Source organism: Streptomyces sp. DG2A-72 (assembly GCF_030499575.1).
Taxonomy (GTDB): domain Bacteria; phylum Actinomycetota; class Actinomycetes; order Streptomycetales; family Streptomycetaceae; genus Streptomyces.
This window is the reverse complement of sequence record NZ_JASTLC010000001.1, coordinates 2,773,343-2,800,295: the sequence shown is the minus strand read 5'-3', so window position 1 is coordinate 2,800,295 and position 26,953 is coordinate 2,773,343. Positions and strand designations below refer to the sequence as shown.

The window sequence follows — 26,953 nt, the reverse complement described above, 5'->3', positions numbered from 1 at the left end:
GCGCCCCAAAGGGGCGCGGGGAACTGCGCGACCAGCCACGACGGCGCCGCAGTCGAACGACGGGCATCACCTCTTAGCCGGCGCAGCCACCCCGCGCTGCCGTACCGCGTGCTCGTTGGTGCGTTCGTCGTACGTCATCAGCTTCGGCAGGCAGAGCGCCAGGAGCCCTACCGCGCCCGCGCACAGCAGGCCGCCCGACCAGACCGACGCCCGTACGCCCCACAGCGCGGCGAAGCCGCCCGAGCGGACCTGGCCGACGGTCGGGCCGACGGAGTACGACAGCAGCTCGATCCCGGCGAGCCGGCCGCGCAGTTCGTCCGGGATCGTCTGGTTCCACATGGCCGCGCGGAAGATCCCGCTGACCATGTCGCAGCCGCCCGCCACGGTCAGGAACAGCAGCACCAGCCATACGTCGCCGACGACTCCGGCGGCCGCGATCGCCAGGCCCCAGAGGGCCGCCGACAGCACCACCATCCGGCCGTGGCGATGGACCCGTGACGTCCAGCCGCTGGTCAGGCTCACCAGCATCGCGCCGAGCGGGACCGACGCGTACATCAGGCCCAGCGCCCACTCGGCGTCCAACTCGTCCGCGAGGAACGGCAGGACGGCCAGCGGCATCGCCAGGAACATCGCGGCGAGATCGACGGCATAGGTGCCGAGCAGCTCCTTGCGGCTCCACGCATACCGGGCGCCCTCCGCGATGGCCTTCAGCGACGGCTTCGACGCCTCGTGGGACGCGGGGGAGGAGGCGATGCGGAGGATCAGTACGACGGAGACGGCGAACGTGGCGAGGTCGGCGCCGTACGCCCAGCCCACGCCCGCGTACGCGACGACCACGCCCGCCAGGGCCGGGCCCGCGACCCCGCCGAGCGTCCAGCGGAAGGCGTTCAGCGAGGCCGCCGCCGGCATGTGCTCGTGGGCCACGATCCGGGGCCAGAGGGAGTCGAGCGCGGGCCGCTGCACCGAGATCAGGGCGGAGGACAGGGCGGCGACGACGTACAGGGGCCAGATGGCGGGGTGCGGGAGGAGTGCGTTGACCAGCAGGGCCGTGCTGAGCAGGCCCTGGCCGGCCTCGGTCCAGATGATCAGCTTGCGTTTGTCCAAGGCGTCCGCGAGCGCCCCGCCGTACAGTCCGAAGACCAGCAGCGGCACGAGTTCCACGGCCCCGATCGCGCCCACCGCCGCTGCCGATCCGGTCAGCTCCTTCAGCTGCACCGGCAGCGCGACGAAGGTGAGGAAGCTCCCGAAGTTCGAGATCAGCCCCGAGAACCACAGCCGCCGGAAGTCACGGGAGGCCCGCCAGGGTGCGAGGTCGGGTAACAGGGCGTGGAGGCCGGAAGGGGGGTCGGGGGCGTCGTCGGTCACGGAGGCTCATGGTTGAGGACGCCTGGAGATGGGGCAACCGAATTACCAGGGGGTGGGGGGTGGTGCGGTCAGCTCGTCCGCCAGCCGCGACAGCCGGTCCCGAAGCCTCCGCCGTCCCCTGGAGACCGGGAGCGAACTCTCCCCGGCGGCGGCACTGACCAGGTGCTGCACGGTGTCCAGGTCCAGTTCGGCCGACTCGGACACCGCCAGCCTTTCGTGCGCCATCGCCGCCAACTCGCCCTCGTCGGCGCCGAGCGCCAGCACCGTCGCCCCGGCCCGCCGTGCGTCGTGCACCCGCTCAAGGGTGGCGGGAGTGCAGGAACCCGCCGGTGAGACCACCAGCAGCGTCTCTCCTCGCCGGGCCGCCGCGAGCCGGCCCAGACCCACGGCCAGGTGCGCCGGATCCGAGGGGCGCGCGTCATGTCGTACGAGAGTCGGCGACAGCTCCGGCGTGCCCGACCACGCGGCCTCGTCGACGAGATGGGCGGCGAGATGCCAGGGCTCGTACTCCGGTGTGCCGACCAGCAGCAGGCCCCCGCCGTGCGACACGACCGAACCGCGCAGCACCCCCGCGAAGCGTCGCGTGGCGCCCAACCACTCGGTCCCGGCGAGCACTTCGCGCAGCAGCGCGACCCGTACGGCATCCATGCGAAGGCATCCTGCCGCAAGGCGCCACTTGTGATGTGGAGTTCACCACGAATTCGCCCATGATGGGCACAGGGCCGGATCGCCGCCGAACACGTCATGAGGAGTACGCCGATGTCAGAGACCAGCGTCCCGTTCCGCGCGGGCGACGACGGCTACGCCAGCTACCGGATCCCGGCGGTCGTCGCCACCGCCTCCGGAACGCTGCTCGCCTTCTGCGAGGGCCGTGTCGACTCCGCGAGCGACTACGGGCACATCGACATCGTGCTGAAGCGGTCGACGGACGGCGGCCGCACCTGGGGGGCGTTGCAGGTCGCCGCCCGCAACGGCAGCGACCTCGCGGGCAACCCCGCCCCCGTCGTCCTCGACACCGGCCGTGTCCTGCTCGTCCAGTGCCGTTCCGCCGCCGAGGCGGCCGAGAGCGCGATCCTGCGCGGCGAGGTCAAGGACGAGGACGGGCGCCGGGTGTGGGTGCAGCACAGCGATGATGACGGGGTGACGTGGTCGGCGGCCCGGGAGATCACCGGCCAGGTCAAGGAGTCGGGCTGGCGCTGGTACGCCACCGGGCCCGGCCACGCCCTTCAGCTGGGCACCGGCCGGGTCGTCGTCCCCGCCAACCACACCGTGCCGCCCACCGGCTCGGACGTCGGCAACGAGCCCCAGTACAACGGCGGCCACTGCCTGCTCAGCGACGACCACGGCGAGACCTGGTACCTCGGCTACGTCGACGACAGCCCGACCGACTACCTCAACGCCAACGAGACCACCGCCGCCGAACTCCCCGACGGCCGCGTCTACTTCAACACCCGCACCGACTCCCGCTCGCCCGGCAACCGCGCCGACGCCCACTCCGAGGACGGCGGCCGGACCCTGGTGAAGCCGTTCCGCCCCCAGGCCGGACTGACCTCCCCCGTCTGCCAGGCCGCCGTCCTCCAGCTCCGCGACCCCGACCTGCTCCTGTACTCCGGCCCCGCCCACGGCCGCGCCCTGATGACCCTGCGCGCCTCCACCGACGGCGGCACCACCTGGCGGCCGGCGTTCACCGTCGACGGCCTCCCGGCCGGGTACTCCGACCTGGTCCGCGTCGACGCGTCCACCGTCGGACTGCTTTACGAGACGGGCGACTTCGGCCCGTACGAGACGATCAGCTTCCGGCGCATCCCCGTGACGCAGCTCACCTGACCCGGTGACGGCCGCGGGGGCAGACGTGCTGCACTATCCCGGGGGATAACCCCCGGACCCTCAGCAGAAGAGCAGGTGGGCCAGGGGTGCCCGGCGCTGCCGACGTGAGGCGAGCCTCAGTAAAGTCAGGCCCATGACCTCTACCGACAGTGCTGCACAGAAGCCCGCGAAGGCCCCCGCCAAGGACCCTTGGGACCTGCCCGACGTCTCCGGTCTCGTCGTCGGCGTGCTCGGCGGGACCGGGCCGCAGGGCAAGGGCCTCGCCTACCGGCTCGCCCGGGCCGGCCAGAAGGTGATCATCGGCTCGCGGGCCGCCGAGCGCGCGCAGTCCGCCGCCGAGGAGCTGGGGTACGGCGTCGAGGGCGCCGACAACGCCGAGTGCGCGCGACGCAGCGACATCGTGATCGTCGCCGTGCCGTGGGAGGGGCACGGCAAGACGCTCGAATCCCTGCGTGCCGAGCTGTCCGGCAAGCTTGTCGTCGACTGCGTCAACCCGCTCGGCTTCGACAAGAAGGGCGCGTACGCCCTGAAGCCGGAGGAGGGCAGCGCCGCCGAGCAGGCCGCCGCGCTGCTGCCGGACTCCCGGGTGACCGCCGCCTTCCATCATCTGTCGGCGGTGCTGCTGGAGGACCCGGAGGTCGAGGAGATCGACACCGATGTGATGGTGCTGGGGGAGGAGCGCGCCGATGTCGAGATCGTGCAGGCGCTGGCCGGCCGTATCCCCGGCATGCGCGGGATCTTCGCGGGGCGGCTGCGCAACGCCCACCAGGTCGAGTCGCTGGTGGCGAACCTGATCTCCGTGAACCGCCGCTACAAGGCACACGCGGGGCTCCGCATCACGGACGTATGAGGGGATGGGGGACACTGGAGGCCGCAATCCGCAGTGTCCCCCCGACAGGAGCCGACCCCATGCCCCGCCTCGCCGTCTATGCCCTAGCCGTCTGCGCCCTCGCCGTCGCCGCGGCCGTCGTCTCCTTCGCGCAGGGCAGCTGGCTGGGCGTCGTGTGGGTGCTGCTGGCGGGGCTGTCCTCCAACATGGCCTGGTACTACGTCAAGCGCGGCAAGGCCGGCCGACGGGCCTGAAGTCACTGGCTGATCTGGCAGTACTCGTTCGTGCCCTGCCAGAAGCGGAACAGGTCGTAGCCGCAGTACGTCTCGATGTCGTTGATCCCCAGGCCGCGCAGAATCGCATCGATCACATCGAAGAACACGCTGTTGATCGACGGCACCCACAGCAGCGCGAACACGAACAGCAGGCCGAACGGCGCGAACGGCTCCACCTGGCGCCTGACGTTGTGCGACAGCCAGGGCTCGATGACCCCGTAGCCGTCCAGGCCCGGCACCGGCAGGAAGTTCAGGATCGCGGCCGTGACCTGGAGCAGCGCCAGGAACGCGAGCGCGTACTGGAAGTCGCGCGGCACGCCGTCGAGCGCGTCCAGCCAGAACGGTGCGGTGCATACGGCGGCGAAGAGGACGTTCGTCAGCGGCCCCGCCGCGGAGATGAGGCTGTGCCGCCAACGCCCCTGGATCCGCCCGCGCTCGATGAAGACGGCACCGCCGGGGAGGCCGATCCCGCCCATGATCACGAAGAGGACGGGCAGGACGATGCTGAGCAGGGCGTGCGTATAAGCGAGAGGGTTCAGGCTCAGGTAGCCCTTCGCCCCGACGGTGATGTCGCCGCTGTGCAGCGCAGTGCGGGCATGCGCGTACTCATGCAGGCACAGGGAGACGATCCACGCCGCCGTCACGAACAGGAACACGGCCACACCGGGCTGCTCCGCGAACCCGGTCCAGGTGGCCCATCCGGTGACCGCGGTGACGGCCATGATCCCGACGAAGACGGGACTGATCCGCCGGTCACTGTGGCGGGTGGTGGCGGTGGTCATCGGGCTCCCCTGGCTCATCTGCACTGCGCTGCGACTGCCCGACGGTACCGGGCCCAGGGGGAAAACGTCTCGCGGTCAGCTGTGGGTTCCGGCTCCGCACGGTTCATGCGCGGGTAAACCCGGAGGCAGCGTGGGGGCGGCAGCAGGGACAATGGGCCCGTGCGCTACCGCATCCTCGGCACGACTCAGGCAATCCACCCCGACGGCACCACCGTCCCCGTCGGCGGGGCGCGGTTGCGTGCGCTGCTGACGGTGCTGGCCCTGCGGCCGGGACGGACCGTGCCGGTGAGTGTGCTGGTGGACGAGGTGTGGGACGGGGAGGCGCCGGCCGATGCGACGGGGGCCGTGCAGGCGCTGGTGGGGCGGCTGCGCAGGGCGCTGGGCGCGAATGTCGTGGAGTCCGTGGAGGGCGGGTACCGGCTCGCCGCCTCGGGTGACGACATCGACCTGCATCGTTTCGAGCGGCTGGTCGGAGACGGGCTGCGCGCCCTCACCGACGGCGACCCCGCCAAGGCGGCCGTGGTTCTCGACGACGCCCTCGCGCTCTGGCGCGGCCCCGCCCTCGCCGATCTGCCCGACCGCACCGCGGAGGCGGCCCGCTGCGAGACCCGGCGCCTTGACGCGCTCCGTGCCCGGCACGCCGCCGCGCTCGCCCTCGGCCAGGCCGAGCAGTCACTGCCCGAGCTGACCGCCCTGTGCGACAGCCACCCCTTGGACGAGCCCCTCCAGGCCCTGCGCCTGCGCGCCCTGCGCGACACCGGGCGGGCCGCCGAAGCGCTGGCCGCCTACGACGACGTACGCCACCTGCTCGCGGACCGGCTCGGGTCCGATCCCGGGGCAGAACTGCGGGCGCTGCACGGGGAGTTGCTCCGTCCGGCGGAGGCTTCGAGCCGGCCGGTCGGCAATCTCCGTGCCCGGCTCACCTCCTTCGTCGGCCGGGAGGCCGACATCGAGGCCATCCGCGGGGACCTCGCCGATGCCCGGCTGGTGACGCTGCTCGGGCCCGGCGGGGCGGGGAAGACCCGGCTGTCGCAGGAGGCCGCCGAGGCCGTGCGGTACGTGGCCCGGGACGGGGTGTGGCTGGCCGAGCTGGCGCCCGTCGACGACCCGGCCGCCGTGCCGGAGGCTGTGCTCACGGCTGTGGGTGCTCGCGAGACCGTGCTGTACGGGGCCGGGGCGGAGGAGATACGGGCCGGGCTGGAGCGGCATGACGACCCTCTCGTACGGCTTGTCGAGCACTGCGGCCGGCGTCGGATGCTGATCGTCCTCGACAACTGCGAGCATGTCGTCGAGGCCGCCGCCCGACTGGTGGAGCGGCTGCTGGAGCGGTGTCCGGGGCTCACCGTCCTGGCCACCAGCCGTGAACCCCTCGGTGTGCCGGGGGAGTTGGTGCGGCCGGTGGAGCCGCTGCCGGAGCCGGTCGCGCTGCGGCTGCTCGCGGACCGGGGTGCCGCCGCCCGGCCGGGCTTCCGCATCGAGGACGATCCCGAGGCCACCGCCGAGATCTGCCGGCGGCTCGACGGGCTGCCCCTGGCCATCGAGCTCGCGGCGGCCCGGCTACGGATGTTGACGCCTCGTCAGATCGCGGACCGGCTCGACGACCGTTTCCGGCTGCTCACCTCCGGCAGCCGTACTGTGCTGCCCCGCCAGCAGACCCTGCGTGCCGTCGTCGACTGGTCCTGGGACCTGCTCGAAGAGGGCGAACGCGACGTCCTGTGCCGGCTGTCGGTGTTCGCGGGCGGCTGCGACCTCGCCGCCGCCGAGGCCGTCTGCGGACCGGCCGCCCTCGACGTGCTCGGCTCCCTCGTCGACAAGTCCCTTGTCGTGGCGGCTCCTTCGGGGGAAGGCGGCGAGATGCGCTACCGGCTCCTGGAGACCGTCGCCGAGTACGCGGGCGAACGGCTCGACGAGTCCGGCGGACGCCCCGCCGCCGAGCGGGCGCATCTGACGTACTTCCGCGAACTCGCCCGCACCACAGACCCGTTGCTGCGCGGCCCCGGGCAGCGCGCCGCCATCGAACGGCTGGAGCGCGAGTACGAGAACCTGCGCACCGCCCTGCGCCACGCCGTCGCCGCCCGCGACGAGCAGGAAGCGCTGTGTCTGGTGCTGTCGCTGGGCTGGTACTGGCAGATGCGCGACCTGCGTATCGAGGCCCGCAACTGGTCCCGTGAGGTCAAGGACCTCGGCCCCGACCCCTTCGCCGCGCCCGTGCGCACGGCCGAGCCGCTGTGGGAGCGCTGCACGGACACACCCCCGCCCTGGACGGGCCTGGTGCTCGACGAGGCGCGGCGCGGCGTCCATCTCGTCCATCTCGCCTGCATGGACACCGAGTTGGAGGACTGGCAGACCCCCGAGGCACAGGAGAAGATGCGGGCCATCGCCGCGACCTACGAGCCCGGACTGCCGCAGACCTGCCGCAGCCCCGGCATCCTCTGGTTCTTCGCCGTGCTGATGACCGGCGACCTGGGCCGGGTGCGCGCGATCGGCGACGCCGCCGTCCGTACCTGCCGGGGCGTGCCCGGCTACGAGTGGGAGCTGGCCGCCTGCCTCCAGATGCGCGCCAACCTCCTGGCCAACCGCGCCGACTGGGCTGGAGACGCCGCACGGGACGCGGACGAGTCGCTGGAGCTTTTCCGGCGGCTGGGCGACGCCTGGGGCGCCGCGGAGGCGCTCGCCGTCCGCGCCGAGGCCCGCGAACGCAGGGGCGACTACCGCCTCGCCGTCGTCGACTACGAGGCGGCCAACGAGCAGGCCGAACGGCTCGGCGCCCGTGCCCACATGGCCATGCTCCGCGCCCGCCTCGGCAGCGCGCTGCTGGAGGCGGGTGAGGCCGAGCGCGGCGAACGCATCCTGCGCGATGTCATCGCAGAGCAGAACGGCTCCCACAACGAGGGCATGCCCGCCGCCCGGCTCTTCCTCGCCATGTGGCTCGGCATGACCGACCGCGTCCCGGAGGCGCGCGAGCACCTGCGACTGCTGCGCAGCGAGTTCGCCATCCACCACTTCGTGGTGTTCGACACCATCATCCTGGGCTCGGAGGCCTGGCTGGACGCGGTCGGCGGCGACCACGAGGAGGCTCTCGACAAGATCCGGCGGGCGCTGGAGGGAGCCCGCGACCCGCTGTCCGAGGCCATGCTGCCGCACATGAGCTCGGCGTATCTGACCACCGCCGCCGTCGCCCTGGCGGGCCTCGACGGCGGCCGCCGTGCCCGCGACGCCGCCCGCTGCCTCGGCGCGGCCGACGCCGCGCTGCCGCCCAGCCACATCCGGTCGACCGTGGAGCGCGCCTGCCACGAACGGGCCGAGCAGCCGCTCCGGGAACTGCTCGGCGACGAGGAGTACGAGACGGCGTACGCGGAGGGCGGCGGCCTCTCCCCGGAGGAGGCCGCCGCCCTGGTGTGAGGTGGGTCAGTTCTTGGTGCGGAACTTGTGGATCGCCACCGGCGCCATCACCGCCGTGATCGCCACCGACCAGCCAAGCGTCACCCACAGGTCGTGCGCGACCGGGCCGCCCACCATCAGTCCGCGCGACGCGTCCGCGAGCGTGGACAGCGGGTTGTAGTCGGTGAAGGCCTGCAGCCAGCCCGGCATCGAGTCCGTAGGCGCGAAGATCGACGAGCCGAACTGCAGCGGGAACAGCACCAGGAAGCCCATTGCCTGCACCGACTGCGCGTTCTTCAGGATCACGCCCAGGGTGAGGAACACCCACATGATCGACGAGGCGAACACCGTGGACAGGCCGACGGCCGCGAACAGACCGGGCCAGTCCTTGATGTCGAAACCGACCAGCACGGAGACGATCATCAGCACGGTCGTCGCGAACAGCATCCGCAGCAGCTCGACCGAGATCTTCGCGAACAGCACCGAGCCGCGCCCGATCGGCAGGGACCGGAAGCGGTCCATGACCCCGGAGCTGAAGTCCTGGCTGAAGCCGGTGCCGACGCTTTGCGAGAGCGTCATGCTCATCATCGCGATCATGCCCGGGATGACGTACTGCACATACCCGTCCTGACCGCCGCCCAGCGCCTGCCCGATCGAGCCGCCGAAGACGTACACGAACAGCAGGGTGAAGACGACCGGCATCAGCAGGGCGTCGAACATCGACTCGGGGTCCTGCCGGATCCACAGCAGGTTGCGGCGGACCAGGGCGCCGGTGTGGCGCAGATGGCCACGCAGGGGGATGCGGGCGTCGTCCTTCAGGTCAACGGTGTCAACAGCGATGGCGCTCATACGGCGACCTCCTCGCGGGCGTCGGTGGGCACGGCGTCCTGCGGGGCGCTCGCGCGGTGGCCGGTCAGGGACAGGAACACCTCGTCCAGGCTGGGCATTTCGGTGGTGATGGAGCTGATCGTGATGCCACGGGCGACGACCGCGCCGGTCACGGCGGTGAGCTGCTCGTCGCTGAGGATCGGCACCAGGACACTGCCGCCCTCGGTGTCGACGGTGGTGGCGGCGAGGCCGGTGATGCCCAGCTCGTCGAGGTCGCGGGCGAGCGGGCGCAGCTGGAGCGGGTCGGCCGGCTTGATCCGCAGGGTGCGGCCGCCGACCTTGGCCTTCAGCTCCTCGATCTCGCCGTTCGCGATGACCTTGCCGCGGTCCACGACGGTCAGCTCGGAGGCCAGTTGCTCGGCCTCCTCCATGTACTGGGTGGTCAGCAGGACGGTCACCCCGTCCCCGACCATCCGCTTGACCTCGTCCCACACCTCGTTGCGGGTGCGCGGGTCGAGCCCGGTGGTGGGCTCGTCGAGGAACAGCACCTGCGGGCGGCCGATCATCGAGGCGGCGAGGTCGAGCCGGCGCCGCATACCGCCGGAGTAGGTGTTCACCGGGCGCTTGGCGGCGTCCGTCAGCGAGAAGCGCTCCAGGAGCGCGTCGGCGCGGGCCCGCGCCTCCTTGCGCGGCAGGTCGAGCAGCCGCCCGATCATGTACAGGTTCTCCCAGCCGGGGAGCTTCTCGTCCACGGAGGCGTACTGCCCCGTGAGTCCGATCACCCGGCGCAGCATCCGGGGCTGCCGTACGACGTCGTACCCGGCGACGGTGGCCTGTCCGGTGTCCGGGGTGATGAGCGTGGACAGGATCCGCACGAGGGTGGTCTTGCCGGCCCCGTTCGGCCCGAGCACACCCATCACGGTGCCCTCACGCACCTCCAGGTCGACGCCGTCCAGCGCCTTGGTCTCTCCGTAGTGCTTGACCAGCCCCCGCACGCTCACTGCGACTGTGGCGTTCTTGTCGATTCGCGTCATGGCAGCGACAGTGCCAGTGCCCACCGACAAACGACCGACAGGCCGCCGACAAGCCGCGGAGCCTGCGGGCATGCGTGCCGCCTGGGGCGATGGGGGTCCCCCCGCTCGAGCGAAGCCGAGAGTGGGGGAGGGTGGGCGCAGGCGGCACCCCGCAAGCGCCGGGCCGCGCGACCCACCCCCAGCCACGACAGGGGGCAGCCCGCCGACGGGGGAAGATCGGCGGGCTGCTCGGTGGTGCCGCAGTGGCTCTTGGGGTCAGTGGACGGAGTGCTCCTCCAACGGGAACGATCCGCCGACGACATCCTCGGCGAACGCCTTCGCCGCGTTGCCCATGACCTCACGCAGGTCGGCGTACTGCTTGACGAACTTCGGCACCCGGCCGCCGGTCAGCCCCAGCATGTCGGTCCAGACGAGCACCTGCGCGTCCGTCTGAGGCCCGGCCCCGATCCCGACGGTCGGGATGTGCAGCGTGCGCGTCACCTCGGCCGCCAGCTCCGCCGGCACCAGCTCCAGCACCACCGCGAACGCCCCGGCGTCCTGTACGGCCTTGGCGTCCCGCAGCAGTTGATGCGCCGCCTCCTCGCCGCGCCCCTGCACGCGATACCCCATCGCGTTCACGGACTGCGGCGTCAGTCCGATGTGCGCCATCACCGGAATCCCGGACTCGACCAGCAGCTCGATCTGCCGGTGCGACCGCTCGCCGCCCTCCAGCTTGACCGCCCCGACCCCGGCCTCCTTCACCAGCCGGGTCGCCGAGCGCAGCGCCTGCACCGGACCCTCCTGGTAGGACCCGAAGGGCAGGTCGCCGACGATGAGGGCGCGGGAGGTGCCCCGTACGACGGCGGCGGACAGCATGGTCATCTCGTCGAGCGTGACGGGCACGGTCGTGTCGTACCCGAGGTGGCAGTTGCCCGCCGAGTCGCCGACGAGCATGACCGGGATCCCGGCCTCGTCGAAGACGGACGCGGTCATCGCGTCGTAGGCGGTGAGCATGGGCCACTTCTCGCCGCGCTCCTTGGCGGCGGCGATGTCGCGAACAGTGATGCGGCGAGTGCTCTTGCCCCCGTACAGGGCCTTGCTGCCGTCGGAAGGTTTCTGCTGCTGCGCGGTCTGGGCAGCCGGAAGCTGCGTCATGGCACGGCTCCTTACGTCATCTCGAGGCACCCTGACGGCGTCCCCGGATCCCCTCCATGGTGGCACCTCGTGCCACAGGACGGCTAGAGGACCCTCGTCACCTAGGAGCGCGGGGCCTCACGTAAGAGCTGGGTAAAAGATTTACAATACGAGACGGTCTCGTATCGTAAAGGGTCTACGCTCGGCGGCATGACTACGCCTGCCGTCCCCGACAGCCCTCGAATACCGGATGCCGTCCACCGGCGCCGCTGGGCGATCCTCGGCGTCCTGATGCTGAGCCTGCTGATCGTGGTGCTCGACAACTCCATCCTGAACGTCGCCATCAAGACGATCTCGACCCCCGCGCCGACCGGTCTGGGCGCCACCCAGAGCGAGCTGGAGTGGGCGATCAACGCCTACACCCTGGTCTTCGCCGGCCTGCTGTTCACGGCCGGTCTCCTCGGCGACCGGCTGGGCCGCAAGAAGGTCCTGCTCGGCGGGCTCGTCCTGTTCGGCACCGGCTCCGCCCTCGCCGCCTGGTCCGGCTCGCCCGGCGAGCTGATCACCTTCCGTGCGGTGATGGGCCTCGGTGCCGCGTTCGTCATGCCGGCCACCCTCGCCGTCCTCATGAACGTCTTCGAGCGCGAGGAGCAGCCCAAGGCCATCGGCATCTGGGCGGGCGGCGTCGGTCTCGCCATCGCCATCGGCCCGATCACCGGCGGTGTCCTGCTGGACCACTTCTGGTGGGGCTCGGTCTTCCTCATCAACGTGCCGATCGTGATCCTCGCCCTCGCGCTGATGGTGTGGCTGGTGCCCGACTCCCGCGACCCGAGGCCCGGCCGGATCGACCCGGTCGGCGTGGTCCTGTCGGTCGTCGGCCTGGTCCTGCTCGTCTACGGCATCATCAAGGGCGGCCAGCTCGCCGACTTCACCGACCCGCAGGTGCTGGCGACGATCGGTGCGGGGCTCGCCGTACTCGTCGGATTCGTCGTCTTCGAGGCGCGCAGCGACCATCCGTCCATCGACGTCAGGTACTTCAAGAACAAGGTCTTCTCGGCCGCGATCGCCGCCATCGCGCTGGTCTTCTTCGCGCTGATGGGCGTGACCTTCTTCTCCGTCTTCTACACGCAGAGCGTGCGCGGCTACTCGCCGCTGCAGACCGGCCTGCTGCTGCTGCCGCTGGCCGCCGCCCAGCTGATCTTCGCGCCGCGGGCCCGGCTGATGGTCGACCGGTTCGGGAACAGGGCGACGACCACGGCCGGGATGCTGATCATCGCGGCGACGCTGGCCGCGTTCGCCACGCTGGAGGCGGACACGCCCATCTGGATCCTCGAAGTGATCTTCTTCCTGATGGGCACCGGCATGGCGCACATCATGACCCCGACCAGCGTCGTCATCATGCAGGCCCTGCCCCGCGAGAAGGCCGGTTCCGCCTCCGCCCTCAGCAACACCTTCCGCCAGGTCGGCGGCGCCCTGGGCATCGCGGTCCTGGGCTCGGTCCTGTCGACGGCCTACCGCACCGGCATCGAGGACAAGCTGGGCGCGCTCCCCGCCGACGTACGCCACACCGCGGGCGAGTCCATCGAGGCCACGCTCGGCGTCGCCGCCAAGCTCGGCCCTCAGGGCCAGTCGCTCATCACCCCGGCCCACGACGCCTTCCTGCACGCCATGCACCTCACCGCGCTGTGCGGGGCGGGGGTCGCGGTGATCGGCGCCGTGGTGGTGGGCCTGTTCCTGCCGGGGAAGGTGACGGCACGCCAGGAGAGCGAGGAGGAGCAGGAGTTGGTGTCGGCCGAGTAAGGGCCGTACCCGGGAGAGAATCACCTCAGGCCACAGAAGGGACGGACCGACGTGAGCAGCCTCGCCGGCAGCGAGTCCAAGCAGGAGGGCCCCGCACGGGGCCGCCCCCGCAGCGAAGTCGTGGAGCGTGCCATCGTCGAGTGCGTGGTGAAGCTCCTGGAGGAGGGCGTGCCGCTCGCGGAACTGTCCATCGAGCGCATCGCCCGCACCGCCGGCGTCGGCAAGGCCACCATCTACCGCCGCTGGAGCGGCAAGGAGGCGCTCTTCGTCGACGTCGTACGCACGGCCGAGCCGCCGGATCCCGAACTCCCCGGCACCTCGATGCGCGACGACCTCGTGGCCCTCCTCGAACAGCTGCGCAGACGTGGGCTGATGACCCGTTCCTCCGTGCTGCTGCACAATGTCCACGCCCAGATGAAGAGCAGCCCGAAGATCTGGGCCGCCTACCACGCGACCGTCATCGAGCCGCGGCGCCGGCGCCAGATCGAGATCCTGCGCCGGGGACAGGCGAGCGGCGAACTCCGCACGGACATCGACATCGAGCTGATGAACGACATGTTCGTCGGGCCCATGCTCGTCCGCGCCATGATGCGCCAGGACGCCGACCTTCCGGAGGGCATGTCGGAGCAGCTCGTCGACGCGGTCCTCGACGGACTACGCCCCGTCAGTTCGCCACCCGCGTAACCCGCATGTGCGTGGTACGTCACAGAGCGCGCTTTCCACGCCCGGCACCGGAACTGCCCGCGCCGACTTGTACGTCCTCGTGCCCGTACGGCCGTCAGAAGACGGCGGGAACGGAGCCGATCATCCCCTAGGGTCTGTAGAACACGGGGGGACGGACGGTGTGCACGGCAGGTAGTGAGGCGACGGTATGGCGCAGCAGGCATACGTGACGGAGACGGACAAGGACGGCTCGGGGCCCGAGTCGCAAAGCTCCCGGTCCCGGCGCCTGCTCGGCAGACTGGCCACCGGCTGGCGCGGTGACCCCCGGATCTGGCGCCGCGGCCTCGTCGTCGCCGTCCTGGCACTGCTGCTCGCCCTGGTGATGGTGCTGCACTCGCGCATCCCGAACGCGGTCGGCAACCTCGGCAGCCTCATCGAGACCTTCCTGCCCTGGCTGGGGCTGTCCATCCCGGTGCTGCTCGTGCTGGCGCTGGTCCGGAAGTCGGCGACCGCGCTGATCGCGGTGCTGGTCCCGGCGATCGTATGGCTGAACATGTTCGGCGGCCTGGTCACCGACAAGACCGGCGCCGGCGGCGACCTCACGGTGGCCACGCACAACGTCAACGCCGACAACGCCGACCCGTCCGGCACCGCTCGTGACGTGGCCGCCTCCGGCGCCGACGTGGTCGCCCTGGAGGAGCTGAAGGGGGCGGCGGTACCGACGTACGAGGACGCGCTGGCGTCGACGTACAAGTACCACTCCGTGGAGGGCACCGTCGGACTGTGGAGCAAGTACCCGCTCTCCGGTGTCCGGCCCGTCGACATCAAGCTGGGCTGGACGCGCGCCATGCGCGCCACCGTGACCACGCCCGCCGGGCAGGTCGCGGTGTACGTCGCCCACCTCCCGTCGGTGCGGGTGAAGCTGGAGGCCGGGTTCACCGCCCGGCAGCGCGACAAGAGCGCCAACGCCCTCGGTGAGGCCATCGCCCACGAGAAGCTGCCGAGGGTCGTGCTGCTCGGCGACCTCAACGGCACGATGAACGACCGCGCGCTGAACGCCGTCACCGCCCAGATGCGCTCCACACAGGGCGCGGCGGGCAGCGGGTTCGGGTTCAGCTGGCCGGCGTCGTTCCCGATGGCGCGGATCGACCAGATCATGGTGAAGGGCGTCGAGCCTGTGTCGTCGTGGACGCTGCCGGAGACCGGGAGCGACCACTTGCCGGTGGCCGCGCGTGTGAAGGTCGACACGTCCTCTTAGCCGAGAGGAATACCGGGCCCGAGAGGCTTTGTTCCGCAGTTGAACATAGACTCGCTGTGGAACTCCGCTCTTGAAAGGCACAGGCCCCTTCATGCCCCTGGCCCTACTCGCCCTCGCCGTGGGCGCCTTCGGCATCGGCACCACCGAGTTCGTGATGATGGGCCTGCTGCCCGACGTCGCGGACGACCTGCACATCTCCATCCCCGCCGCCGGCCACCTGGTGTCCGCCTACGCCCTCGGCGTCGTCATCGGCGCCCCGCTGCTCGCCGCGGTCACCGCGCGCATGCCCCGGCGCACGGTGCTGATCGCGCTGATGGCCCTGCTCGTCGCGGGCAACGCGCTCTCCGCCTTCGCCCCCGACTACGACTGGCTGCTCGCCGCCCGCTTCCTCAGTGGGCTGCCGCACGGCGCCTTCTTCGGCGTCGGCGCGGTCGTCGCCACCGGCCTCGCGGCACCCGAGCGCAAGGCACGCGCGGTGTCGCTGATGTTCCTCGGGCTGACCGTCGCCAACATCGCCGGCGTGCCCGCGGCCACGCTCATGGGCCAGTCCCTGGGCTGGCGTTCGACCTTCATCGGCGTCAGCGTCATCGGCGTCCTGGCCGTCGTCTCCCTGGCACTCCTCGTCCCCCGTGACGGCACGCACGCACCCGGCGCCGGCCTGCGCGGTGAACTCGCGGCACTGAAGTCGCTGCCCGTGTGGCTCGCCCTCGGCACGACGGTCGCGGGTTTCGGTGCGCTGTTCGCCGCGTACAGCTACATCACACCGATGCTCACCGACTCCGCCGGGTACGCCGACTCCAGCGTGACCCTGCTGCTGGCCCTGTTCGGCGTCGGCGCGACGGCCGGCAACCTGCTCGGCGGACGCCTCGCGGACCGCTCGATGAGGGGCACGCTCTTCGGCGGGCTGGTCTCGCTGGCGGCGGTCCTGGCGCTGTTCCCCGTCCTGATGGGAACGGCATGGAGCGCACCTGTCGCCGTGGTCCTGCTCGGCACGGCGGCCTTCGTCACCAGCTCCCCGCTCCTGCTGATGGTCATGGAGAAGGCGTCCTCGGCCCCGTCGCTGGCGTCCTCCGCCAACCAGGCGGCGTTCAACCTCGCCAACGCCGGGGGAGCGTGGATCGGCGGCCTGGCCCTCGCCGCGGGCTTCGGCGTGACGTCTCCGGCGCTCGCGGGCGCGCTGCTTGCCGTGCTGGGGCTGGGAGTTGCGGGTGTGGCGTACGGCGTGGACCGGCGGCGCGCTCCCCAGGCCGGACGGGAACGGCTGGTCGCGGGGAATGTGCCGCGGCGGTCGGAGACGGTGCGTTCCTGACCGGCGCGGGCTTCGCCGTCAGGTGCCGGTCGGCTTGATGGGCTCGATGGGCTCGATCTCCGGGAGCTCCGGGAAGGTCGGAATGTCGGGATACCCCGGGTAGCTGCTCTCGCTCACGACGTAGGTGCAGTTGGTGTACGTGTATCCGGGATCGATGCGCATGCCGTCGGCCTTGTTCGTCACCTCCCCCGCGTCCTCATCGGCGTACTTGACGAGGGTGTGGTAGTTGCCGGCGGGCAGGTTGAGCCAGTTGGTCGGGTAGTCGATGCCGCTGTTCTTGCAGGCCGCGGTCTCGGCGTTCGACTCGCTGGAGTACTTGGTGCAGCCGGCGCACGCCGGGAGGTAGATGCTGCCGGTGACGGGGCCGGTGTAGAGGAACTCGACCGCGGTCGGGGCGTCGTTGCTGATCTCCATGGGCATCCTGGAGCCGCCCGGGCTGCGGGACGGCGGCAGCTTCCGGCCCGCCTCGGGCCGTTCCTCGGCGATCTCCGCGGCGATGGCGATCTGCCGGGCACGCTTGGCGTTCTTGTTGTCCTTGTACTTGTCGGCGAAGTCGCCCAGTGTCACGGCCGCCGCGCCGAACTTGTCGTCCTCGAACTCGTCCACCCCGCAGGCGTAGGCGCCGGACTCCACCGCGCCCGCGGCTTTCGTGCGCAGCCCGTCACCGGGGCTGCCGGCGGGCAGGTCGACGATGGTCTGGCTGATGGTCTGCAACTGTTCGCCGGCCGGGCAGGGGTCGTTGCCCTTCAGGGCCTTGGACCGTTTCGCGATCTCCGCGCTCACGGCCGGTCCGACCTTGGCGGCCTGCGCCGAGTCGGGGAACGTACGCAGGAGGTCGGCCAGTGCGCCGCCGTTCGCATCCGCTTCGGTCACGGCGTTGGAGCCGAGGTTCGTGATGCCGCACTCGTAGAGCGAGGTGGCCAGGGGCTCCTTGGGCCAGTCGGCGAGGGGGCCGAGCCGCTTGCCGCCCATCGTGTCGGGCAGCTTCCACAGATAGCGCAGCGGCTCCAGGGCCTCGCAGTACTCCTTCTCGCGGTACGGCGCGGCGACGGTGTCGTAGAACCGGTCCAGACGGTCGGGGACGCGCTGGGCCGCCCGGCTGCCGGGGTGGTCGTCGCCGAGCGCACGGTAGGCCTTGAGCGCCCGCTGGTAGTCGTCCTTGCCCTCGGCGAAGCCGCCCCGCTGCGAGGCGGTGGTGACCAGCCGGTCCGTCTCGGCGAGCCGGTCGAGCAGCATCTGCTGGTACGCCTCTTCCCGCGCCGCCTCGTACCCCACCGCCCCGCCGGCCGGCACGGCGAGCAGCACGAGCCCGAGCCCGGCGGCGACCGTCGACCGCCACGGCAACGTCAGCCGTGCACCGCGCGCCAGCCACGCCCCGTGCACCGCGGCGAGCACCAGCACGAGGCCGTACGCCCACACCACCCCACCCGGCAGCCCGTCGGGGTCCGCGGGCAGCGCGGCCACCAGCAGCATGCCGGACGCGATCCAGCACAGGGCGGCCTGCGGCCAGCGTTGCAGGAGCACGTACCCGAGCCCGAGCCCGCTGAGGTTGAACAGCCCGGCCGCCGCGACCCGCCACGGGTCCGCGGGTACAGGGTCCTCGGGCTCCTCCGGCAGCGTGTAGGTCAGCCACTCGGAGGCCGGCGGACCATCAGGCAGCGGGGGGAAGGGCGGGGGAGGGGGCGACGACGGGGGCTCGGGCGGCGTGAACTCGCTTCCGCCCGACGGCTCTTCGGATCCAGCCATACCGACTCACTCCCCCAACTGCCGTACGGACAGGAGACCTTGTGCCTTCTCAGGTCTCCATGCTGCGGCAGGTGGATGGGGAGGGGTCCCGAACGTACGGAAGAGGAAACCTATGGGGCCGACGGTCCCCGACCGTCGGCCCCAGTAGCTGAATCAGCGGGAAACCCGCTCTGACCTGTGCTTACAGCACCGGCAGAGACTTCCGCAGCTCGAACGCCGTCACCTCGGAGCGGTACTCCTCCCACTCCTGCCGCTTGTTCCGCAGGAAGAAGTCGAAGACATGCTCGCCCAGCGTCTCGGCGACCAGGTCGCTCCGCTCCATCAGGGACAGCGACTCGCCCAGGTTCTGCGGCAGGGGCTCGATGCCCATCGCGCGGCGCTCGGCGTCGGAGAGGGCCCAGACGTCGTCCTCGGCGCCCGGCGGCAGCTCGTAGCCCTCCTCGATGCCCTTGAGGCCGGCGGCGAGGAGGACGGCGTAGGCGAGGTAGGGGTTCGCGCCGGAGTCCAGGGAGCGGACCTCGACGCGTGCGGAGCCGGTCTTGCCGGGCTTGTACATCGGGACGCGGACGAGGGCCGAGCGGTTGTTGTGGCCCCAGCAGATGTACGAGGGGGCCTCGCCGCCGGCGCCGGCCGTGCGCTCGGAGCCGCCCCAGATGCGCTTGTAGGAGTTGACCCACTGGTTGGTGACCGCGGAGATCTCCGCGGCGTGCCGCAGCAGGCCCGCGATGAAGGAGCGGCCGACCTTGGAGAGCTGGTACTCGGAGCCCGACTCGTAGAACGCGTTGCGGTCGCCCTCGAAGAGGGACAGGTGCGTGTGCATGCCGCTGCCGGGGTGCTCGGAGAACGGCTTCGGCATGAAGGTCGCCTGGACCCCCTGCTCCAGCGCCACCTGCTTCATGACCAGGCGGAACGTCATGATGTTGTCGGCCGTGGACAGCGCGTCGGCGTACCGGAGGTCGATCTCCTGCTGGCCGGGCGCGCCCTCGTGGTGGGAGAACTCGACCGAGATGCCCATCGACTCCAGCATCGTGATCGCCTGGCGGCGGAAGTCCTGGCCGACGTGGGTGGGGGTGTGGTCGAAGTAGCCCGAGTTGTCGGCGGGGGTGGGGCGTGAGCCGTCCAGCGGGCGGTCCTTCAGCAGGAAGAACTCGATCTCCGGGTGGGTGTAGAAGGTGAAGCCCAGGTCGGAGGTCTTGGACAGCGCGCGCTTGAGGACATAGCGCGGGTCGGCGAAGGACGGGGAGCCGTCCGGCATGAGGATGTCGCAGAACATGCGGGCGGTGCCGGGGGCCTCGGCACGCCACGGCAGGACCTGGAAGGTCGACGGGTCCGGCTTGGCGATCATGTCGGACTCGTACACCCGGGCGAAGCCCTCGATCGCGGAGCCGTCGAAACCGATGCCCTCGTCGAACGCCTGCTCGAGCTCGGCCGGGGCGACAGCCACGGACTTGAGGAAGCCCAGCACGTCCGTGAACCACAGGCGTACGAAACGGATGTCGCGCTCCTCCAACGTACGGAGCACGAACTCCTGCTGCTTGTCCATCTTCCGTTTCCCCATCCTTGCTGGTCAGGCCGCCTGCCCCGGGAACCGTGCGAGGCGGTCGGGCACCTGAGCATCACACCACAACACCATTTCGTGCGCGTTGCGGACCATGATCGCCCGGCCGACCTCGGCGTGAACGCCTCCGATACGGCAGGTGTACTGCTCCATGCCCATACTGCCTCCTGCCGCCGACATCCGTAATTCCTGTGACCTCTCTTCGAGAGGTCACCCCTTCCCCATTACGATCAGCTGACCCGACCGTTCCCTTGCCTAGAAGGACACACTCCATGGGCTCCGCCAAGAAGAGCAGCTCCGCAGAGCGCAAGGCGCGAATAGAGGAGATGCGGCGCGCCGAGCGTGCCCGCGAGCGCCGCAGCCGCATCCTCACCATCACGGCCAGCGTGGTCGTCGTCGCCGGTCTCGCCGTCGGCGGTGTCGTGCTTGTGCAGTCGCAGTCCGACGACGACGCCAAGGCGAGCGACTCCAGCACCGGGAAGTTCGTCACGGGCAAGGACGGCGTGAAGACCTGGGACGGGAAGCTGAGCCGCACCCACGTCACCAAGGACGTCAGCTACCCGATGGAGCCCCCGGTCGGCGGCGACCACAACCAGGTGTGGATGAACTGCAACGGGGACGTCTACACCAAGGAACTCAACAACGTGAACGCCGTGCACTCCCTGGAGCACGGCGCGGTCTGGGTGACGTACACCAGCAAGGCCGCCAAGAAGGACGTGGACGCGCTGGCGGCGAAGGTGAAGCAGACGCCGTACACGCTGATGAGCCCGGACGAGAAGCAGAAGGACCCGATCATGCTCTCGGCGTGGGGGCACCAGCGCACGGTGACGGGCGCGGACGACCCGAATGTCGACAAGTTCTTCGAGAAGTACGTCCAGGGTGACCAGACGCCCGAGCCGGGCGCCGCCTGCACGGGTGGGCTGTCGAAGTGAAACGGGCGCAGGCCGGCTGGATCGCGGGGGCCGCGGCAGCCGCGCTCGTCGCGGCCGGTGCGATCACCTACGCGGTCGCCGGGGACGGCAACTCCGGTGTCGAGCCGCCCGCCGCCGACTCCGCGGACGCCGGTTTCGCGCGCGACATGGCCGTACATCATCAGCAGGCCGTGGAGATGTCGTACATCGTGCGCGACCGCACCGACGACACGGAGGTGCGGCGGCTGGCGTACGACATAGCACAGACGCAGGCCAACCAGCGCGGCATGCTGCTGGGCTGGCTGACCCTGTGGGGGCTGCCGAAGGTGTCGTTGGACCCGCCGATGACCTGGATGGACATGGGCGGCATGGCCTCCGGCAAGGACGGCGCGCTGATGCCCGGCATGGCGACCAACACCGAGATGGAGAAGCTGGGGAAGCTCGACGGCAAGCAGGCCGAGATCTTCTTCCTGCAGCTGATGACGGACCATCACAAGGGCGGTGTCCACATGGCCGAGGGGTGCGTGCAGCGCTGCTCGGTCGGCGTGGAGAAGGACCTCGCTCAGGGCATGGTCGACGCGCAGGAATCGGAGATCCAGCTCATGGCGGATCTGCTGAAGAAGCGGGGCGCGCAGGCGCGTTGAGCCTCGCCGAGGGGACGTATGCCTCAAATCCCTTGTGCATACGGTTCCTTGGGTGCTTCTTGGCTGAGCCATTCCCCCCTGATTCCCCTGGCATGAACGGTTCATCGCGAGAGTGGCCACCGTCGAGTGATCACTCGCGACGAACCGCATCCAGGGGGTTCCATGAGATCCAACCGCGCCAGGGCACGCGCCATGGCGGGCATCGCGGCGACGCTGCCGATGCTCGCCGGGGCGCTGGCCTTCGGGATACCCGCCGCGCACGCCGCGGACGACCCGGGCCGGGACCTGCTCGCGGGCACCAAGCCCGCGTGGGCCACGACCAAGGCCGACAAGGGGGCCGCGCCGGACAGCTCCGCGGTCACCGCCCGGGTCTACCTCGCCGGCCGGGACGCCACCGGTCTTGCCGCGTACGCCAAGGCCGTGTCCGACCCGCATTCGGCCTCGTACGGCAAGTATCTGAGCGCCGATCAGGCGCAGGCCCGCTTCGGCGCTACGGCGGCCCAGATCGCCGCCGTCAAGGAGTGGCTGACGTCCGCGGGCCTGAAGGTCACGGGTGTCGCGCAGCACTACGTCTCCGTGACCGGTGACGTGGCCGCCGCCGAGAAGGCGTTCGGCACCCGGCTGCACACCTACAGCAAGGGCACGAAGACCTACCGCGCGCCCGCCAGGACCGCGTCCGCGCCCGACAGCCTGGGCGGCGCCGTCCTGACCGTCACCGGCCTGGACAACGCCCCGCACCGGGCGAGCCACGACGACCAGCTGCCCGGGCCGTCCACGGTGTTCAAGAATGCCGGGCCGTTCTCCTCGTACTACGGCTCGAACGTCGCGACCACGCTGCCGGACGCATACGGCACCAAGATCCCGTACGTCGTCCAGGGCTACACCGGCAAGCAGCTGCGGGCCGCGTACGGTGCGGGCTCGCACACGGGCAAGGGGGTGCGGGTCGCCATCACCGACGCGTACGCCTCGCCGACCATCGCCTACGACGCGGGGAGCTACGCGAAGAAGCACGGCGACGCCGCCTGGAAGACCGGCCAGTTGAGCCAGGTGCTGCCCAAGCAGTACACGCACACCGGCGCCGACGACTGCGACGCCGCCGGCTGGTACGGCGAGGAGACCCTCGACGTCGAGGCCGTGCACGCGGTCGCGCCGGACGCGAACGTCACGTACGTGGGTGGCGCGTCCTGCCAGGACGACGACCTGATCGACGCGCTCAGCAAGGTCGTCGACAACCACCTCGCCGACATCGTCTCCAACTCCTGGGGCGACATCGAGGCCCACCAGACGCCGGACCTCGCGGCCGCCTACGACCAGGTCTTCCAGTTCGGCGCGGCCGAGGGGATCGGCTTCTACTTCTCCTCCGGCGACAACGGTGACGAGGTCGCCCACACCGGCACGAAGCAGGTCGACACCCCGGCCAACTCGGCCTGGGTGACGGCGGTCGGCGGTACGTCGCTGGCGGTCGGCAAGGGCGACTCGTACCTGTGGGAGACCGGCTGGGGCACCCAGAAGGCGCTGCTGTCCGACGACGGCAAGAGCTGGACCGGCTTCCCGGGCGCGTACACCTCGGGTGCGGGCGGCGGCACCAGCAAGACGGTCGCCGAGCCCTACTACCAGAAGGGCGTCGTGCCGTCCTCGCTGGCGCAGGCCAACAGCGCCTCCGGCAACCGCGTCGTCCCGGACATCGCGGCCATCGCCGACCCCAACACCGGGTTCCTCGTCGGCCAGACGCAGACCTTCCCGGACGGCTCGCAGCAGTACAGCGAGTACCGGATCGGCGGCACCTCGCTCGCCGCGCCGGTCATCGCGGCGGTGCAGGCGCTGGCGCAGGAGGCGCGCGGCGGGAAGGCGATCGGGTTCGCCAACCCGTCGATCTACGCCAAGTACGGCTCGAAGGCGTACCACGACGTCACGGACGCCCCCACCGGCTCCGGGCTCGCCGTGGCCCGCGTCGACTTCGTCAACGGCTACGACGCGAGCGGCGGCCTGACCACCTCCGTCCGCACCCTCGGCACCGACAGCTCGCTGAAGGCGGTCAAGGGCTACGACGACGTGACGGGCGTGGGGACACCCGCGCGGGGCTACGTGGAGTCGTATCGCCGACGGTGACCGACGCATGGGGTGGCGTGGGGTGCACCACACCCGTACGCCACCCCATTGCGTCGCTCTGACGATTACACTGGGCCTGTGCCTCAACTTCGTCTCGCTCTGAACCAGATCGACTCTCGCGTCGGTGACCTCTCCGGGAACGCCGAGACGGTCCTCCACTGGACCCGGCACTCCGCCGAGCAGGGGGCGCATCTCGTGGCGTTCCCGGAGATGGTGCTGACCGGCTACCCCGTCGAGGACTTGGCCCTGCGACCGTCCTTCGTCGAGGCGTCCCGCGCCGCCCTGCGCGACCTGGCCGCGCGGCTCGCCGAGGAGGGTTTCGGGGAGCTGCCGGTGATCGTCGGCTATCTCGACCGTTCCGAGGCCGCCCAGCCGAAGTTCGGCCAGCCGGCCGGGCTCCGCGGAACGCGGGGGCGGTGCTGCACCGCGGCGAGGTCGTGCTGACCTACGCCAAGCACCACCTCCCCAACTACGGCGTCTTCGACGAGTTCCGCTACTTCGTGCCCGGCGACACGATGCCGGTCGTGCGAGTGCACGGCGTGGACGTGGCCCTCGCCATCTGCGAGGACCTCTGGCAGGACGGCGGCCGGGTGCCGGCGGCGCGTTCGGCCGAGGCGGGCCTGCTGCTGTCGATCAACGCCTCGCCGTACGAGCGCGACAAGGACGACACCCGCCTCGAACTGGTCCGCAAGCGCGCCCAGGAGGCGGGCTGCACGACGGCTTATCTGGCCATGATCGGCGGACAGGACGAGCTGGTCTTCGACGGCGACTCGATCGTGGTCGACCGCGACGGCGAGGTGATCGCACGAGCGCCGCAGTTCGCGGAGGGCTGTGTGGTCCTGGACCTGGACCTGCCGGCCGCCTCGCCCAACGCGCCCACCGGCACCGTGGACGACGGTCTGCGCATCGACCGGCTGGTGCTGTCCGAGGAGCCCCTCGCCCCGTACGAGCCGGAGCTGACCGGTGGCTACGCGGACCGGCTGGACGACGCCGAGGAGATGTACTCGGCGCTGGTGGTGGGCCTGCGGGCCTACGTCGCGAAGAACGGCTTCAAGTCGGTCCTGATCGGCCTGTCCGGCGGCATCGACTCGGCCCTCGTGGCGGCGATCGCCTGCGACGCGCTCGGCGCGCAGAACGTGTACGGCGTCTCGATGCCGTCGAAGTACTCCTCCGACCACTCCAAGGGCAACGCGGCGGAGCTGGCGCGGCGGACGGGACTGAACTTCCGTACCGTGCCGATCGAGCCGATGTTCGACGCGTACATGGGGTCGCTGGGCCTGTCGGGCCTGGCGGAGGAGAACCTCCAGTCCCGGCTGCGCGGCACCATGCTGATGGCGATCTCCAACCAGGAGGGCCACATCGTCCTCGCCCCCGGCAACAAGTCGGAGCTGGCGGTGGGCTATTCGACCCTGTACGGCGACTCGGTGGGCGCGTACGGCCCCATCAAGGACGTCTACAAGACGTCGATCTTCCGGCTGGCGGAGTGGCGCAATCGGGCTGCCGCCGAGCGGGGGCAGTCGCCGCCGATCCCGGAGAACTCGATCACCAAGCCGCCGAGCGCGGAGCTGCGGCCGGGGCAGGTCGACACGGACTCCCTGCCGGACTATCCCGTCCTGGACGCGATCCTCGAACGCTACGTCGACCGGGACGAGGGCGCCGACATGATCGTCGCGGCCGGTTTCGATCCCGCGTTGGTGACGAAGACGCTGCGCATGGTGGATACCGCCGAGTACAAGCGGCGCCAGTATCCGCCGGGCACGAAGATCTCACCGAAGGGCTTCGGAAAGGACCGACGGCTGCCGATCACGAACGGGTGGCGGGAGACGGCGTAGGCGGGCCGAAGCCACAGCATTGAGGCGCCCCCAACCGGCCAATGGCCAAGTCCGGTTGGGGGCGTATCCCGTCTCGGACGGGGGAGGCCGGGGCGGGCGCCATGCGTGCTGACCTTGCGCCTCGCAGCGCCCGGGAAGCGGCAGCCATCCGGTATGGCGGTACGAGCGTTCAGGCGCCCTGTAAAGGGATTGAGCCCCGTGTGTTTCAGCGCCCAGATCTCAACCGGCAGGTGCTCCCCGTCGGTTGGCTGCGCCTGCGCCCCACAGGTCAGACATTCCGCCGAGTAGATGCCCGCCGGGGCGCCCCCGGCGATCTCCGCCCCAGCGTCCATGCGGCGGCCCTGATGATCGACCGCGTCACAGCGCCCTCCCGTTGCCCATGTTGGGGTCGGCGGGCGCGACCCGCGTGCGGCAGCCGGGCGCGTTCGCAGGCGCAGATTGCTCGTCGAGGGCGCGGCACAGAGCGGCGTGCAGGTGCTCGGCATCGACCAGGGACAGCGTCAGCTCAGCGTCCGTCACGTGTTCCCCCTCGCGGGACAGACGCAACGGCAGAGCCAACCGGTCGTCGCTAGTGCGGCGTAGATGGCTGCCAGGGGAGCGCAGAATCTCCCACGTCATGCTCCCGCAGGCTCAGTTCTGGTCGCAGAGGTGAAGCGCGACGGCGAGCATGGCGTCGTCCGGGACGACGGCCCCGCCGAACGACTGCTGCTGCCCCGATCGTGTCGTCTGAGCTGTCCGGCAGAGCGCTGAGGCTGTTCAGCACTACGGCAGCGTGTGGGGCCGGCATGTGCCAGGCCGACCATGTCGGCGGGTCCTCGGGGGTCGCCGATCTCCCCGGCGGCTTCTGCCGCGGCCTTCAGCAGGCGGGCAGCAGGTTCCCGAAAGCCGGCAGGTCCGGGCCAGGTGCCGGGCGGCTGGTGTCGCGCACCAGCGGATGCGGTCGCGCGTCCAGCCCGGCCTCGGAGTGCCAAATCAACTCGACACTTCCTCCCGCCGCCGGTCATCGCCGGCTGTGGCGGGGATGGCGTTGTCGATGAGGACGGCGGCGATGGCGGCGGCGGTGGGGAAGGCGTCGGCATCGAGGACCCGGGTGCGGGCCGCGGCGCCGTCGATGAGCAGCGCGAGCTGCTCGCCGAGCTGTTCGGGGTCGGCGGCGCCGGCTTCGCGGGCGGTGTCGGCGAGCCGCGCGGCGACGGCTTTCTTGTAGTCGCGTGCGTACTGGGATGCGGGGTGCTGGGGATCGTGCAGTTCGACGGTGGCGGCGATGTAGGGGCACAGGGGGGTGGTGGGGGGGATGTCGAAGGCGGCGAGGAGCCGTTCGCGGGGCGTGAGGTCGGTGCGGTCGAACACGCCGGACAGAACGGAGGGGTCGAACCGGCGCAGGTACTCGGCGACGAGTTCGTCCTTGCCGGTGAAGTGCTGGTAGGCCGTGCGCTTGGACACCTGGGCCGCCGCGCAGAGCTGGTCCATGCCGGTGCGGTTGATGCCCTGCTCGCGGAACAGTTGCTGGGACGCGCTGATGATGCGCTCGCGGGCGCCTCGGCCGCGGCGGCGGCCCGTGGGGCCCTTCTCCAACTCCGTCATGGCTCCATCGTACCGCGGCTAGGTAACGACCGGTGTACATAGCTTGCGTCCCGGCCGTCCGCCACGTACCTTAAATAAACAGGGCGGTGTACATAACAGCATCGC

22 protein-coding genes and 1 pseudogene are annotated in these 26,953 nt (G+C 70.8%); 12 read left to right on the top strand and 11 right to left on the bottom strand.

The window, feature by feature from the left end; translation table 11 throughout:
* Window positions 1-66 precede the first annotated feature (66 nt).
* On the bottom strand, window positions 67-1,365 hold the full coding sequence (locus QQY66_RS13385) for an MFS transporter (protein ID WP_301979515.1): 1,299 nt from the start codon (window positions 1,363-1,365) through the stop codon (window positions 67-69).
* Between the two features lie 42 nt (window positions 1,366-1,407).
* A complete protein-coding gene (locus tag QQY66_RS13380; protein WP_210577704.1) occupies window positions 1,408-2,013 on the bottom strand; it encodes a hypothetical protein in 606 nt (201 codons plus the stop codon).
* Window positions 2,014-2,124: 111 nt separating this feature from the next.
* On the opposite strand from QQY66_RS13380, the gene QQY66_RS13375 reads away from it, so the two are divergent.
* The 3 genes from QQY66_RS13375 to QQY66_RS13365 all read left to right on the top strand — a co-directional run bounded on the left by QQY66_RS13375 (window position 2,125) and on the right by QQY66_RS13365 (window position 4,275).
* A complete protein-coding gene (locus QQY66_RS13375; protein ID WP_301979513.1) occupies window positions 2,125-3,192 on the top strand; it encodes an exo-alpha-sialidase in 1,068 nt (355 codons plus the stop codon).
* A gap of 133 nt (window positions 3,193-3,325) precedes the next feature.
* Window positions 3,326-4,042 (top strand): NADPH-dependent F420 reductase, encoded by a 717-nt coding sequence (gene npdG / locus QQY66_RS13370; protein ID WP_301979512.1) that lies wholly within the window; start codon window positions 3,326-3,328, stop codon window positions 4,040-4,042.
* 59 nt (window positions 4,043-4,101) lie between these two features.
* Window positions 4,102-4,275 (top strand): hypothetical protein, encoded by a 174-nt coding sequence (locus QQY66_RS13365; protein ID WP_301979511.1) that lies wholly within the window; start codon window positions 4,102-4,104, stop codon window positions 4,273-4,275.
* 2 nt (window positions 4,276-4,277) lie between these two features.
* On the opposite strand, the gene QQY66_RS13360 is transcribed toward QQY66_RS13365, so the two are convergent.
* The gene (locus QQY66_RS13360; RefSeq protein ID WP_301979510.1) at window positions 4,278-5,078 is read right to left on the bottom strand and encodes a site-2 protease family protein; all 801 of its coding nucleotides are present in this window, start codon (window positions 5,076-5,078) and stop codon (window positions 4,278-4,280) included.
* Window positions 5,079-5,237: 159 nt separating this feature from the next.
* Here QQY66_RS13360 and QQY66_RS13355 point away from each other — a divergent pair, with 159 nt between their 5' ends.
* A complete protein-coding gene (locus QQY66_RS13355; RefSeq protein WP_301979509.1) occupies window positions 5,238-8,480 on the top strand; it encodes a BTAD domain-containing putative transcriptional regulator in 3,243 nt (1,080 codons plus the stop codon).
* A 6-nt stretch (window positions 8,481-8,486) separates the two neighbouring features.
* Here the strand turns inward: QQY66_RS13355 and QQY66_RS13350 are convergent, their stop codons facing one another.
* From QQY66_RS13350 to panB, 3 genes are all read right to left on the bottom strand, one after another.
* Window positions 8,487-9,308, bottom strand: coding sequence for an ABC transporter permease (locus QQY66_RS13350; protein WP_301979508.1), 822 nt, complete (start codon window positions 9,306-9,308; stop codon window positions 8,487-8,489).
* Window positions 9,305-10,321, bottom strand: coding sequence for an ATP-binding cassette domain-containing protein (locus QQY66_RS13345; RefSeq protein ID WP_301979507.1), 1,017 nt, complete (start codon window positions 10,319-10,321; stop codon window positions 9,305-9,307). The genes QQY66_RS13350 and QQY66_RS13345 overlap by 4 nt, the downstream gene beginning before the upstream one ends.
* A gap of 255 nt (window positions 10,322-10,576) precedes the next feature.
* Complete coding sequence (gene panB, locus QQY66_RS13340) at window positions 10,577-11,455, bottom strand: 3-methyl-2-oxobutanoate hydroxymethyltransferase (protein WP_301979505.1); 879 nt, start codon at window positions 11,453-11,455, stop codon at window positions 10,577-10,579.
* A gap of 189 nt (window positions 11,456-11,644) precedes the next feature.
* On the opposite strand from panB, the gene QQY66_RS13335 reads away from it, so the two are divergent.
* From QQY66_RS13335 to QQY66_RS13320, 4 genes are all read left to right on the top strand, one after another.
* Window positions 11,645-13,234: an MFS transporter gene (locus QQY66_RS13335; RefSeq protein WP_301979503.1), complete on the top strand. Its 1,590-nt coding sequence runs from the start codon at window positions 11,645-11,647 to the stop codon at window positions 13,232-13,234.
* 51 nt (window positions 13,235-13,285) lie between these two features.
* A complete protein-coding gene (locus QQY66_RS13330) occupies window positions 13,286-13,918 on the top strand; it encodes a TetR/AcrR family transcriptional regulator (RefSeq protein ID WP_301979501.1) in 633 nt (210 codons plus the stop codon).
* Window positions 13,919-14,105: 187 nt separating this feature from the next.
* Complete coding sequence (locus tag QQY66_RS13325) at window positions 14,106-15,155, top strand: endonuclease/exonuclease/phosphatase family protein (protein ID WP_301979499.1); 1,050 nt, start codon at window positions 14,106-14,108, stop codon at window positions 15,153-15,155.
* Between the two features lie 91 nt (window positions 15,156-15,246).
* Entirely contained in the window at window positions 15,247-16,464 is a 1,218-nt protein-coding gene (locus QQY66_RS13320; RefSeq protein ID WP_301979498.1) for an MFS transporter, read from the top strand.
* Between the two features lie 18 nt (window positions 16,465-16,482).
* Here the strand turns inward: QQY66_RS13320 and QQY66_RS13315 are convergent, their stop codons facing one another.
* The 3 genes from QQY66_RS13315 to QQY66_RS13305 all read right to left on the bottom strand — a co-directional run bounded on the left by QQY66_RS13315 (window position 16,483) and on the right by QQY66_RS13305 (window position 19,921).
* A complete protein-coding gene (locus QQY66_RS13315) occupies window positions 16,483-18,210 on the bottom strand; it encodes a hypothetical protein (protein WP_301979496.1) in 1,728 nt (575 codons plus the stop codon).
* A 181-nt stretch (window positions 18,211-18,391) separates the two neighbouring features.
* Entirely contained in the window at window positions 18,392-19,753 is a 1,362-nt protein-coding gene (gene glnA / locus QQY66_RS13310) for a type I glutamate--ammonia ligase (RefSeq protein WP_301979494.1), read from the bottom strand.
* Window positions 19,754-19,777: 24 nt separating this feature from the next.
* Window positions 19,778-19,921: a hypothetical protein gene (locus tag QQY66_RS13305; RefSeq protein WP_301979492.1), complete on the bottom strand. Its 144-nt coding sequence runs from the start codon at window positions 19,919-19,921 to the stop codon at window positions 19,778-19,780.
* A gap of 119 nt (window positions 19,922-20,040) precedes the next feature.
* Between QQY66_RS13305 and QQY66_RS13300 the strand changes: the two genes are divergently transcribed.
* The 4 genes and pseudogenes from QQY66_RS13300 (at window position 20,041) to QQY66_RS13285 (ending at window position 25,264) form a co-directional block, all read left to right on the top strand.
* On the top strand, window positions 20,041-20,700 hold the full coding sequence (locus tag QQY66_RS13300; protein WP_301979490.1) for a DUF3105 domain-containing protein: 660 nt from the start codon (window positions 20,041-20,043) through the stop codon (window positions 20,698-20,700).
* The gene (locus tag QQY66_RS13295; protein ID WP_301979487.1) at window positions 20,697-21,323 is read left to right on the top strand and encodes a DUF305 domain-containing protein; all 627 of its coding nucleotides are present in this window, start codon (window positions 20,697-20,699) and stop codon (window positions 21,321-21,323) included. The genes QQY66_RS13300 and QQY66_RS13295 overlap by 4 nt, the downstream gene beginning before the upstream one ends.
* Window positions 21,324-21,485: 162 nt before the next feature.
* Entirely contained in the window at window positions 21,486-23,432 is a 1,947-nt protein-coding gene (locus tag QQY66_RS13290) for a protease pro-enzyme activation domain-containing protein (RefSeq protein WP_301979485.1), read from the top strand.
* 78 nt (window positions 23,433-23,510) lie between these two features.
* Window positions 23,511-25,264, top strand: a pseudogene (locus QQY66_RS13285) (NAD+ synthase).
* A 357-nt stretch (window positions 25,265-25,621) separates the two neighbouring features.
* On the opposite strand, the gene QQY66_RS13280 reads toward QQY66_RS13285, so the two are convergent.
* Window positions 25,622-25,783 (bottom strand): hypothetical protein, encoded by a 162-nt coding sequence (locus tag QQY66_RS13280; protein ID WP_301979484.1) that lies wholly within the window; start codon window positions 25,781-25,783, stop codon window positions 25,622-25,624.
* A 453-nt stretch (window positions 25,784-26,236) separates the two neighbouring features.
* A complete protein-coding gene (locus QQY66_RS13275; RefSeq protein ID WP_301979483.1) occupies window positions 26,237-26,848 on the bottom strand; it encodes a TetR/AcrR family transcriptional regulator in 612 nt (203 codons plus the stop codon).
* Window positions 26,849-26,953: the final 105 nt, after the last annotated feature.

What these genes read in the sequence shown, in the direction of transcription:
- npdG (WP_301979512.1), top strand. Translation starts at nt 3,326, where the DNA reads ATGACCTCTACCGACAGTGCTGCACAGAAGCCCGCGAAGGCCCCCGCC.
- QQY66_RS13345 (WP_301979507.1), bottom strand. Translation starts at nt 10,321, where the DNA reads ATGACGCGAATCGACAAGAACGCCACAGTCGCAGTGAGCGTGCGGGGG.
- QQY66_RS13305 (WP_301979492.1), bottom strand. Translation starts at nt 19,921, where the DNA reads ATGGAGCAGTACACCTGCCGTATCGGAGGCGTTCACGCCGAGGTCGGC.
- QQY66_RS13300 (WP_301979490.1), top strand. Translation starts at nt 20,041, where the DNA reads ATGGGCTCCGCCAAGAAGAGCAGCTCCGCAGAGCGCAAGGCGCGAATA.
- QQY66_RS13380 (WP_210577704.1), bottom strand. Translation starts at nt 2,013, where the DNA reads ATGGATGCCGTACGGGTCGCGCTGCTGCGCGAAGTGCTCGCCGGGACC.
- QQY66_RS13325 (WP_301979499.1), top strand. Translation starts at nt 14,106, where the DNA reads ATGGCGCAGCAGGCATACGTGACGGAGACGGACAAGGACGGCTCGGGG.
- QQY66_RS13375 (WP_301979513.1), top strand. Translation starts at nt 2,125, where the DNA reads ATGTCAGAGACCAGCGTCCCGTTCCGCGCGGGCGACGACGGCTACGCC.
- glnA (WP_301979494.1), bottom strand. Translation starts at nt 19,753, where the DNA reads ATGGACAAGCAGCAGGAGTTCGTGCTCCGTACGTTGGAGGAGCGCGAC.
- QQY66_RS13335 (WP_301979503.1), top strand. Translation starts at nt 11,645, where the DNA reads ATGACTACGCCTGCCGTCCCCGACAGCCCTCGAATACCGGATGCCGTC.
- QQY66_RS13360 (WP_301979510.1), bottom strand. Translation starts at nt 5,078, where the DNA reads ATGACCACCGCCACCACCCGCCACAGTGACCGGCGGATCAGTCCCGTC.
- QQY66_RS13365 (WP_301979511.1), top strand. Translation starts at nt 4,102, where the DNA reads ATGCCCCGCCTCGCCGTCTATGCCCTAGCCGTCTGCGCCCTCGCCGTC.
- QQY66_RS13315 (WP_301979496.1), bottom strand. Translation starts at nt 18,210, where the DNA reads ATGGCTGGATCCGAAGAGCCGTCGGGCGGAAGCGAGTTCACGCCGCCC.
- panB (WP_301979505.1), bottom strand. Translation starts at nt 11,455, where the DNA reads ATGACGCAGCTTCCGGCTGCCCAGACCGCGCAGCAGCAGAAACCTTCC.
- QQY66_RS13320 (WP_301979498.1), top strand. Translation starts at nt 15,247, where the DNA reads ATGCCCCTGGCCCTACTCGCCCTCGCCGTGGGCGCCTTCGGCATCGGC.
- QQY66_RS13275 (WP_301979483.1), bottom strand. Translation starts at nt 26,848, where the DNA reads ATGACGGAGTTGGAGAAGGGCCCCACGGGCCGCCGCCGCGGCCGAGGC.
- QQY66_RS13350 (WP_301979508.1), bottom strand. Translation starts at nt 9,308, where the DNA reads ATGAGCGCCATCGCTGTTGACACCGTTGACCTGAAGGACGACGCCCGC.
- QQY66_RS13290 (WP_301979485.1), top strand. Translation starts at nt 21,486, where the DNA reads ATGAGATCCAACCGCGCCAGGGCACGCGCCATGGCGGGCATCGCGGCG.